The sequence below is a fragment of the Pseudoalteromonas sp. OANN1 genome, assembly GCF_024124685.1.
Taxonomy (GTDB): domain Bacteria; phylum Pseudomonadota; class Gammaproteobacteria; order Enterobacterales; family Alteromonadaceae; genus Pseudoalteromonas; species Pseudoalteromonas piscicida.
Map to the genome: position 1 here is coordinate 133,081 of NZ_JAMXSE010000012.1, position 8,898 is coordinate 141,978.

At 44.2% G+C, this 8,898-nt stretch carries 10 protein-coding genes; 4 read left to right on the forward strand and 6 right to left on the reverse strand.

Going from position 1 to position 8,898, the window contains the following annotated elements:
* Window positions 1–258: 258 nt before the first annotated feature.
* From accC to cutA, 5 genes are all read right to left on the reverse strand, one after another.
* Window positions 259–1,605, reverse strand: coding sequence for an acetyl-CoA carboxylase biotin carboxylase subunit (accC, locus tag NH462_RS12060; RefSeq protein WP_010368767.1), 1,347 nt, complete (start codon window positions 1,603–1,605; stop codon window positions 259–261).
* 20 nt (window positions 1,606–1,625) lie between these two features.
* Window positions 1,626–2,087 carry an acetyl-CoA carboxylase biotin carboxyl carrier protein gene (gene accB, locus NH462_RS12065; RefSeq protein ID WP_010368765.1) on the reverse strand — a complete coding sequence of 154 codons (462 nt, stop codon included), beginning with the start codon at window positions 2,085–2,087 and terminating at the stop codon, window positions 1,626–1,628.
* A 19-nt stretch (window positions 2,088–2,106) separates the two neighbouring features.
* A complete protein-coding gene (aroQ, locus tag NH462_RS12070; RefSeq protein WP_069021390.1) occupies window positions 2,107–2,568 on the reverse strand; it encodes a type II 3-dehydroquinate dehydratase in 462 nt (153 codons plus the stop codon).
* A gap of 196 nt (window positions 2,569–2,764) precedes the next feature.
* Complete coding sequence (locus NH462_RS12075) at window positions 2,765–4,591, reverse strand: protein-disulfide reductase DsbD (RefSeq protein ID WP_010368762.1); 1,827 nt, start codon at window positions 4,589–4,591, stop codon at window positions 2,765–2,767.
* The gene (gene cutA, locus NH462_RS12080; RefSeq protein ID WP_010368760.1) at window positions 4,591–4,911 is read right to left on the reverse strand and encodes a divalent-cation tolerance protein CutA; all 321 of its coding nucleotides are present in this window, start codon (window positions 4,909–4,911) and stop codon (window positions 4,591–4,593) included. The genes NH462_RS12075 and cutA overlap by 1 nt, the downstream gene beginning before the upstream one ends.
* A 129-nt stretch (window positions 4,912–5,040) precedes the next feature.
* Here cutA and NH462_RS12085 point away from each other — a divergent pair, with 129 nt between their 5' ends.
* The 4 genes from NH462_RS12085 to NH462_RS12100 all read left to right on the forward strand — a co-directional run bounded on the left by NH462_RS12085 (window position 5,041) and on the right by NH462_RS12100 (window position 8,623).
* Window positions 5,041–5,553: an FxsA family protein gene (locus tag NH462_RS12085; protein ID WP_253105806.1), complete on the forward strand. Its 513-nt coding sequence runs from the start codon at window positions 5,041–5,043 to the stop codon at window positions 5,551–5,553.
* A 156-nt stretch (window positions 5,554–5,709) separates the two neighbouring features.
* Window positions 5,710–5,997, forward strand: a complete 288-nt coding sequence (locus NH462_RS12090) for a co-chaperone GroES (protein ID WP_010368755.1) — start codon at window positions 5,710–5,712, stop codon at window positions 5,995–5,997.
* Window positions 5,998–6,047: 50 nt separating this feature from the next.
* Window positions 6,048–7,694, forward strand: a complete 1,647-nt coding sequence (gene groL, locus NH462_RS12095) for a chaperonin GroEL (protein WP_010368752.1) — start codon at window positions 6,048–6,050, stop codon at window positions 7,692–7,694.
* 299 nt (window positions 7,695–7,993) lie between these two features.
* Window positions 7,994–8,623, forward strand: a complete 630-nt coding sequence (locus NH462_RS12100) for a hypothetical protein (RefSeq protein ID WP_253105807.1) — start codon at window positions 7,994–7,996, stop codon at window positions 8,621–8,623.
* Between the two features lie 77 nt (window positions 8,624–8,700).
* Here NH462_RS12100 and NH462_RS12105 read toward each other — a convergent pair.
* Window positions 8,701–8,898 (reverse strand): IS3 family transposase (locus NH462_RS12105; protein ID WP_253105808.1); only part of this gene is annotated, 198 nt, incomplete at its 5' end.

Genomic DNA, 8,898 nt, shown 5'->3' on the forward strand with positions numbered 1-8,898 from the left:
GAAAAAGTCGGGGCGAATGGATTGATCGCTCAATAATAAGCCAATGTTGTAGCGGTTAGGGTGTTGAGCTGTGCGGATCAGTAAAATGGTGAGGTAAGTACTGGTCTGGTTTTGCAGTGAAAAAAATAGAGTCTCTTAGAATTCGGGTTGGATTTTTGCTGTAAACACAAGATGAGCAAGCAGTAACGTTCGTTGGAAGTAGGGCAGAGATAAAAGAAGCCGGCAATTGGCCGGCCTCTTTTAGGAGAACGAATTAGGTTATTGGTGCATGCCTAGTTTTTTCTCTAGGTAGTGGATATTCGTGCCACCGTTTTGGAAGTTCTCGTCAGACAAGATCTTCTTGTGAAGCGGGGTATTGGTTTTAATCCCGTCAATCACTAGCTCATTCAGTGCATTTTTAGCGCGAGCAATTGCAACATCACGGTTTTCACCATAAGTGATTAACTTACCGATCATTGAGTCGTAATGTGGCGGTACTGTGTAATCAGCGTAAATATGGCTGTCCCAACGGATCCCAAGGCCACCTGCTGGGTGGAAGCGTGTAATTTTACCCGGTGAAGGGATAAAGTTTTCTGGATCTTCTGCGTTAATACGGCACTCGATTGCGTGACCACGGATCACCACGTCTTCTTGTGTGATAGAAAGCGGTTGACCAGCAGCAATCTTAAGTTGCTCTTTGATTAAGTCTACGCCAGTGACCATTTCAGTTACTGGGTGCTCAACCTGAATACGGGTGTTCATTTCAATGAAGTAGAACTCGCCGTTTTCGTATAAGAATTCAAACGTACCTGCACCGCGATAACCAATCTCGATACACGCACGAGTACAGCGATCACCAATGTACTTACGCATTTCAGCTGTGATCCCTGGTGCAGGTGCTTCTTCCACTACTTTTTGGTGACGACGCTGCATTGAACAGTCGCGCTCACCTAGGTGGATTGCATTGCCTTGACCGTCAGCGAGTACTTGTACTTCGATATGGCGTGGGTTTTCTAGAAATTTTTCCATGTAAACCATGCCGTTACCGAAGAACTGCTTCGCTTCTTGTTGTGTTAAGGCGATAGAGTTTGCGAGTTCTTTCTCGTTGCGAACGACACGCATACCACGACCACCGCCGCCGCCAGCCGCTTTGATGATAACTGGGTAGCCGATACGCTTAGCGATCTGCGTATTGCGGTCGTTGTCATCGGTCAATGGACCATCAGAACCTGGCACGCAAGGTACGCCTGCTTTTCTCATCGCTTCAATTGCTGATACTTTATCACCCATTAGACGAATAGTGTCGCCCTTTGGACCGATAAAGATAAAGCCACTTTGCTCAACTTGGTCTGCAAAGTCGGCATTTTCAGAAAGGAAACCGTAACCTGGGTGAATAGCAACCGCGTCTGTGACTTCGGCTGCCGCGATAATACGAGGAATATCAAGGTAGCTTTCGCTTGCCGCAGGTTTACCGATACAAATGGTTTCATCCGCAAGAAGAACGTGTTTTAGGTCGCGGTCAGCTGTTGAGTGCACAGCAACCGTCTTAATACCTAGCTCCTTGCAGGCACGCAATACGCGAAGTGCAATTTCACCTCGGTTTGCAATGACTACTTTATCTAACATAACGTTGACCTTCTGCGTAATTATTCGATGATGAATAGCGGTTGGTCGAATTCTACTGGCTCACCGTTTTCAACTAGGATTGCTTTCACTACACCAGCTTTGTCTGATTCGATCTGGTTCATCATCTTCATGGCTTCAACGATACAAAGTGTGTCGCCAACATTTACTTTTGAACCTACTTCAACGTATGCCGCTGCTGTTGGAGAAGAAGCTGTGTAGAAAGTACCAACCATAGGAGACTTAACTTGGTGACCTGCAGGTGCGCTGCTTTCTGCTGGTGCTGCTTCTACTGCAGGAGCCGCCGCTGGTGCTGCTGGTGCAGGTGCCGCTGGAGCTGCCATGTATTGTTGAGGTTGCGCATAAACTGGTGCACTGCTGTGGCGATTGATACGTACTGACTCTTCACCTTCAGTGATTTCTAGCTCTGCAATACCTGATTCTTCTACTAGCTCGATAAGTTTTTTGATCTTGCGAATATCCATACAATGACCCGCCTGTTAGTTAATTTGAGTTATTTTGTTTTCGCAATTGCGCTAACGCTGCATCAAGTGCAGCACGATAGCCCAACGCGCCTAATCCACATATCACGCCTTCCGCCACATCAGAAAAATAAGACTTGTGGCGAAATGGCTCTCTGGCGTACACATTGGTGATGTGTACTTCATAAAAAGGGATGTCCACACTGAGTAAAGCGTCTCGAAGGGCAATGCTCGTATGGGTAAATGCGGCGGGATTAATGATAATCGCATCGCATTGTTCATATTGAGCGTGAATAGCCTCGATTAGCTGCGCTTCACTATTACTTTGAATGTGTGACAAGCTGACTTGCTGTGCTTCTGCATATTCAGTTAATGCGTCAACAATTTCGTTGAGAGTCTGCGTGCCGTACTTGTGCGGCTCACGGCGACCTAGCATATTTAAATTAGGGCCGTTTACTAATAAAATCTTTAATTTTGCAGACATATTACGCGAACTTCCTTTAACTAAAGCATTAGCCAAAAATTTAGACTGTATGGCTTGTTAACTTAAGCCGAATTCCAGCAAATAGCAAATATTTCTCCATTTCGTGGAGTATTATAGAGAGTTCGAGGTAAATAGCAGCAAAATACTGGTCTAATCAGAAGGGAGGAGGGGCAAACAAGCTTGCCCCCTAAAATGGTTACTTTGCGTCCTGCTTGGCCTTTTCTAGGTGGGCAGCAAAGTCTTTTGCGTCTAAAAAGCCTGTGATGCGGTGTGCTGGCATCTCATTACCTTGGCTATCAAAGATTAAAATAGTCGGTAAACCAAACACAGTAAATGCTTCCATGATCTCTTGGGTGTTGTCATTGGCTTTGGTCAAGTCGAGCTTTAATAGCTCATAATCTTTGAACTGTGCTTGTACTTCAGGTTTCGGGAAAGTGTATTTCTCAAACTCTTTACACGCGACACACCACTCTGCGTATAAATCAACGATAGGCACTTTGCCTTTTGCATTGGCCTCAGCAACGGCGACTTTAAGCGCGGCTAAGTCAGGTAGTAGCTTAAACTTCTGCTCTCCGGTAACGGTCTCGGTTTGAGTCGATGCAGTACTTACAACAGCTGCAGGTGCTGGAAACAGGCTTGTTTTTAATGCATATAAACCAACAATAAACAGGGTGATCGCGAAGCCCCATAATGTGGTTTTACCTTTGCCTGCCTGTAATTGGCTTTGCCAATAATGCAAGTAGAGTGCTGTCGCTACGGCGAGGCCACCGGCAAGTGAGATAATCACTGTCGCATCGAGTATGCGCTCTAAAAGGATAAGCGGTACGAAGAGCATCACAAAACCAAATAGCGTTTTGACCTGATCCATCCAGCCACCTGCTTTTGGTAGTAATTTTCCACCTGAGGTACCTAGCAGTAATAGCGGTAGGCCCATGCCCAAGCTAAGGGCATATAGCGTTACCGCGCCCACCACATAATCACCACTTTGCGCGACAAATAATAGCGCGCCAGAAAGTGGAGCCGTGGTGCAAGGCGATGCAATAAGTCCAGAAAGCACACCCATAATGAATACGCCCCAGTAATTGCCGCCTTTTTGCTTGTTACTGAGCTGAGTGAGTTTATCCATCATGCCGCTAGGCAAACGAATTTCGTAAACCCCAAACATAGATAGCGCAAGTGCGACGAACAATATACTAAAGCTGATAAGTACCGCTGGATGCTGCAAGTAGCCTTGAATTTGGCCACCGAAATACGCAACGACTAACCCAAGCGCAGCGTAAGTGACCGCCATACCTTGCACATAAATAAAAGACAAACTGAAGGCTTTTTTAGTCGAAAGACCTTGTTGACCGGCGATGAGGCTCGACAAAATAGGGAACATCGGGAATACACAAGGGGTAAACGCAAGGCCAATACCAAGGCCAAAGAACGTCAAAATATTCGCAAGTAAGCTGCGCTGCATTAACTGCTCAGTGAAAGATAAATTATCGTTATCCACAGGCGCGCTTTCGCTTTGAACTTCTGCTTTTTTCTCAGGTGCTTTCGTTTCAGGAGCTTTGGTTGAGGTGGTCTTTGGCTTTTCTCCGGCAATCGTGCTTAGCGGCACTTCAACAATTTCTGGCGGATAGCAAAGCCCCGCTTCGGCGCAGCCTTGATAGCGTATTTTTACGATTGCACCTTGCTCGATATTACTGAGCTTAGAGATAACGGATAAGTTATTAAAGTAGACTTCAGTGCGACCAAAAAACTCATCTTCAATCATCTTTCCTTGCTCAAGCTCCGGCACTTGGATGTCGGCTTGTTTGGCGATAATTTGAAGATTCTTCTTATATAAGTAATAGCCGTCGGCGATGTCCCAACCTACAAACAAGGTGTTGCCTTGTTGGTCAAAATCGAACTTGAATGCTTCTTTTACTGGTAAAAAAGTCTGTTGTTTAGGAGCCAGTAAGCTGTCTAGCACTGCATTGTTTGCTTGCGCGGGAAACCACATCAGCAATGAGAAAAGAACTACTAAGAGTCGCATTACAATAATACCTCGTCCATCCATTTGAAATAAGCTAAGTTGCCGCTGGTTACGTCCACGACTTGAATTTCTGGAACATCATAACTGTGTAGTTCACGAATCGCGGCCATCACTTGCTCTAGTTTTTCGGATTTTGTCTTGATTAACAGCTTGGTTTCTTGTGCATGTTCAACCTGACCTTCCCAAACATAAATAGATTCCACTGCTGGGATTAGGTTCACACAAGCTGCAAGTTTTTGCTCTACAAGTTGCGTTGCAATCTTACGCGCTTCAGTAACTGAATCGCATGTAGATAAGACGAGTTTATATCTTACGCCCATTGCCATTTCCATTTTAGGGTTAGTAATGGCATCTTAGCGGATAGCGCCTCTTTTCTAAAGCGTCTTACTTGTATCGCTTGAATTAAGACCTTAGCACCCATATTTATCTTTCGTAGATTTGGAGAAAGTATGTTTAGATTCTTATTTATTTTATTTATCGCTATTCCGATTATTGAAATTGCTTTGCTGATCCAAGTCAGCGAGGTGATAGGCGGTTTTGCTACCATTGCGCTTGTAATTGGTACCGCTATTTTAGGGGCAAGACTTGTGAAACAGCAGGGTCTTGGCGCTTATGTCAACGTACAGCGACAGATGTCTCGTGGGCAATTGCCTGCACAAGATTTATTTACCGGTTTGTGTGTGATTATTGCCGGCGTGCTATTGATGACGCCTGGGATCATGACCGATGTATTAGGTTTTTTACTGTTAACTCCAGCCGTTAGAAAAAAGCTGGCGCAGTCGCTTTTAGCTCATGCCACCGTAAGAGTGCAAACAGACATGCATTCAGGCCAGTCACCGTTTGCTAGTCAATCACGCGATGAGCGTCCGGAGCAGCAAGAAGAAATTAGAGATCCATATAAAAATCAATCGGGTAGAAATTCTTCAACAACGATTGAAGGTGAATACGAAAGAAAAGACTAAATTTTTTTGGTTTTTTCTCTTGGGTTTTAATTTGCCCATCCCCATAAATGAAAGCAATTAAAATTGCGTGTGTTAACCACAACCTGTGGATGTAACACCGCCTTAAAAAAGCATTATTTCTGTCATTGTTCAGAAACTGTTAGGAGAACTATATAAATGAACATTCGTCCTTTACATGATCGCGTCATTGTTAAGCGTCTTGAAGAAGAAACAAAGTCAGCTGGCGGCATTGTGTTAACTGGTTCTGCAGCTGAAAAGTCTTCACGTGGTGAAGTAGTTGCAGTAGGCAACGGCCGCGTGTTGGACAATGGTGAAACTAAAGCACTACAAGTAAAAGCTGGCGACACGGTGTTGTTCGGCTCTTACATCGAAAAAACTGAAAAGATCGAAGGTCAAGAGTACCTGATCATGCGCGAAGATAACATCTTAGGCATCGTAGAATAATTAATACTTTTTAGTTTAATCGACAACAGAATTTAAGAGGAATTTATAACATGGCAGCTAAAGAAGTTCGTTTTGCAGGTGACGCTCGTACAAAAATGCTAAAAGGCGTAAACGTACTAGCAGACGCAGTAAAAGTAACACTAGGTCCTAAAGGCCGTAACGTTGTTTTAGAAAAGTCATTCGGTGCACCCACTATCACTAAAGACGGTGTATCTGTTGCGAAAGAGATCGAGCTTGAAGATAAGTTCGAGAACATGGGCGCACAAATGGTTAAAGAAGTTGCGTCTAAAGCTAATGACGCAGCGGGTGACGGTACTACAACTGCAACGGTTCTTGCGCAAGCTATCGTGAACGAAGGTCTTAAGTCAGTTGCTGCGGGTATGAACCCAATGGACCTTAAGCGTGGTATCGACAAAGCAGTTATCGCTGCTGTTGAAGAGTTAAAAACGCTTTCAGTGCCTTGTTCAGACGCAAAAGCGATTGCACAAGTTGGTACGATTTCAGCTAACTCTGACAAAGAGATTGGTGACATCATTGCAGAAGCAATGGAAAAAGTAGGTCGCGAGTCTGGTGTTATCACTGTAGAAGAAGGCCAATCACTACAGAACGAACTAGATGTAGTTGAAGGTATGCAGTTTGACCGTGGTTACCTTTCTCCGTACTTCATCAACAACGCTGAAAAAGGCCAAGTTGAACTAGATAACCCACATATCCTTCTAGTAGACAAGAAGATCTCTAACATTCGTGAACTTCTACCTACACTAGAAGCTGTTGCTAAAACAAGCAAGCCGCTACTAATCATTGCTGAAGACCTTGAAGGTGAAGCGCTGGCAACTCTGGTTGTAAACAACATGCGTGGTATCGTGAAAGTTGCTGCGGTTAAAGCGCCTGGCTTTGGCGACCGTCGTAAAGCGATGCTACAAGATATCGCGACACTAACTGGTGGTACGGTTATCTCTGAAGAAATTGGCCTTGAGCTTGAGAAAGCTACGGTTGAGGACTTAGGTACAGCTAAGCGCGTGGTTATCACTAAAGATGATACAACTATCATCGACGGTGCTGGCGAGCAAGAAGCAATCGATGGTCGCGTATCTCAGATCAAAGCACAAATCGAAGAAGCAACTTCTGACTACGACAAAGAGAAACTACAAGAGCGCATGGCAAAACTTGCAGGCGGTGTTGCAGTAATCAAAGTTGGCGCAGCAACTGAAGTTGAAATGAAAGAGAAAAAAGACCGCGTAGAAGATGCACTACACGCAACTCGCGCAGCGGTTGAAGAAGGTGTAGTACCTGGTGGTGGTGTTGCGCTAGTTCGCGTAGCGAGCAAGCTTGAATCGCTAACTGGTGACAACGAAGACCAAAACCACGGTATTAAAGTGGCACTTCGTGCGATGGAAGCACCACTTCGTCAAATCGTTTCAAACGCAGGTGACGAAGCATCAGTTGTGGTTAACGCAGTTAAAGCTGGCGAAGGTAACTACGGTTACAACGCTGCAACTGGCGAATACAGCGACATGATCGAAATGGGTATCCTAGACCCAACTAAAGTAACGCGTTCTGCACTTCAGTTCGCAGCATCAGTTGCTGGTCTAATGATCACCACTGAAGCGATGGTTGCTGAAATTCCGAAAGAAGAAACTGCTGGTCCAGATATGGGCGGCATGGGCGGAATGGGTGGCATGGGCGGCATGATGTAAACATCATCTCCTAAGCACTACACGCTTTAGAAAAACCCTAACAGTTTGATGTTAGGGTTTTTTTATGCCTGAAATTTGCTAAAGCGTCATTATTTTAGGGATATAAAGTGGGGTATCGATTTAAGTCCCATGTGTTGTAAAAAAATGTGCTTTGTGCTGTTTCACACAAATGGACTAGTAGCAGGAACATGCTTAGGTGGGCTAATAAACCGATGTATAACAACCATAAAATCCAACACAATATGCTAAAGTAAAATAGGAATACTGCCGATACTAAGGCAATACGAAAAGGAGCTTTTATGACTATTCATTTTAATATCCATTCGGCGTCAACAACGAATGCGCCAACATCAACACCTACACAACCGTTTGCTGCGCCCGTAAAAAAGGAACCAGAACCAAATCAGATTAAAGATACCAAAGAGAAACAAGTATCTGACGAGTCTGTGTCTATTGCTGCATTTACAGGTGATGCACCGAGCAGTTCACCATACAGCGCTCTACTTAATCCTGAGGGCTTTGATTTTGAGAATATGTCTATCAATGAATTTAAAGGTATTGTTGACGCAATTCGAACGTTGGAGTCTGATATGGCACGCTCGAGTGGGTATACAGGGAGCTTACGTGACACATTTTGGGATGATGTAATGGGGGTGAAAGGTTCTTTAGATGGTGTCAATTTTGAGGAAAAAGGTTTCAAGCCTGACGAAAAAATAAATATTATCGACTTCTTTGTAGATCATGTAGAAGGCGCGGCGCAAATGGAAAAAGAGAACTACCGCTCATTTCATGGTGTGTTGGGTAATGCTCAAAAGAAACAGCAAACAGTTGCTAAAATCACTTCAGAATCTTTTCTCCAAGAGTATCAAGAGAAGGTGATCAATTTCCTAAAAAGCCAAGAAACTAAACTTGTTGATACGCAGGCTTAATTAGCCTGCGTAATATAAATTGTACTAGCTCAGACTTGACCTGACAGTTACCCGTTTTTCAATCGGTGACTGTCAGCCTAGATTTGGGTTAAATTCTTTTCAACCCAGATCGATTTCCCATCTAATAATGTTTCAAATGGCGTTCTAGCACAGCATTTTTTTCCTTGATGAGTTCGGTCATTATTGTAGTAATTTATCCACTCGTCCAGATCCTTTTGGAGCTCTTCCAGAGAGCTGTATAACTTTTTGCGAAATGTCACTTGATAAAACTCTTG